Source organism: Mesorhizobium sp. M0410, assembly GCF_040321435.1.
Classification (GTDB): domain Bacteria; phylum Pseudomonadota; class Alphaproteobacteria; order Rhizobiales; family Rhizobiaceae; genus Mesorhizobium.
Genome location: NZ_JAMYRN010000066.1, coordinates 1 through 1,349, shown reverse-complemented (window position 1 = coordinate 1,349; position 1,349 = coordinate 1). Strand labels below are relative to the sequence as shown.

Annotated in this window: 2 protein-coding genes; both read right to left on the bottom strand. The window is 57.2% G+C overall.

The features are described from left to right. Window positions 1-766, bottom strand: a protein-coding gene (locus NKI63_RS30605) for an IS5 family transposase (protein ID WP_352824126.1) whose coding sequence is annotated in 2 segments (ribosomal slippage) — window positions 1-442 and window positions 442-766 — 767 coding nt annotated over the 2 segments. Because the reading frame shifts where the segments join, the coding sequence is not laid out codon by codon here. This gene is flagged as partial in the annotation. A 79-nt stretch (window positions 767-845) separates the two neighbouring features. Further along, on the bottom strand, window positions 846-1,316 hold the full coding sequence (locus NKI63_RS30600) for a hypothetical protein (protein ID WP_352722285.1): 471 nt from the start codon (window positions 1,314-1,316) through the stop codon (window positions 846-848). Window positions 1,317-1,349: the final 33 nt, after the last annotated feature.

Below are 1,349 nucleotides of genomic sequence, written 5' to 3'. Positions count from 1 at the left end.
TAGGCCGTAGACTCATAAGCGCGAAGCCACAGTCGCATTGAGGCGAGTTGGATCATGGCGAGGAAGTTGGCTGCCAGTTTGTCGTACCGTGTAGCGACACGGCGGAAATGTTTCAGCTTGGAGAAGAAGCGCTCGATCAGGTTTCGCTCGCGATAGAGGCGCCTGCTGAAGCAAGGTTTCCACTTCCGGTTCCGCTTGGCGGGAATGTTGGGCGTCGCACCGTGCTGCTGGATCAACTCCCGGATACGGTCGGCATCGTAGGCCTTGTCGGCCAGGACGATGATGCGCGGGCCGAGATGGTCGAGCAATCGATCGGCGATCTGCCCATCGTGCGTTTGTCCCGCCGTCAGGCCGAGCCGGATCGGGAGTCCTTGCGCGTCGACGACGACGTGGATTTTGGTCGTGAGGCCACCTCGGCTGCGACCGAGACAATTATCTGCGCCCCCCTTTTTGCCGTCGCAGCCTGCTGGTGCGCCCGAATGGAAGTGCTGTCGATCATCTGGATTTCACCATCATGCGCTCCGCTGATGGCGTCCATGAGCCGATCCCAAACACCTGCTTTTCGCCAACGCGAGAAGCGGTTGTAGCAGGTGGTGCGTGGCCCATAGCGCTCGGGCAGGTCGCGCCATGGCGCACCGGAGCGCAGCACCCAGAAGATTCCGTTTAACACGCGTCGGTCATCGACGCGCGGCACGCCTCTAGGTTTGTTGGGTAACAGCGGTTCGATCACGCGCCACTCGAAGTCGGTCAGGTCATATCGGCTCATATTGAGCCTGAATCACAATCCCGCGCGATATGGAAGCGAGTTGGTAAACCCATCAAAATCAGACGTTCAGCGCTACAGCCTAATCGTAGTAGCCCGGTCCGAATGTTATCGCGGACATCACAGGTTGATCGGCTTCGCCTGTCGAGGACCAAACGCCTATACCAAGCTGCGTTGAGGTTGCGCCATCCGGCTCCAAGCGTAACTTCGGGTCGAGAGATTGGAGAATCTGTGTCGCTTCGCCCATCGATACCGAGATAAGAGCCAATCCGTTCAATGTCGGGTTGCTTGGGCTTGCAAACTCCAAGGCCTCCAGGCGCTCGTCGGAATCATAGTAGGCAAAAACGCCTGCATCCGCCCAATAATCTATCGGATTGCCTTCGGGTGTACGCTTAAACGGCTGGTGCTTACCACCGAAAAATGTCCGAACGCTTCCTTTGGACGATCCAATCGGAAGACCTCTCAATCCACCGCCGGGTTCTAATGCGAGTTCAGTCATTCCTCGACAATATGCGCGATCTGTCAAACGACGCAACGATCGCTTTTCACCCATCTCCCTCATTCCCATTTATGGGTTCACGACCTA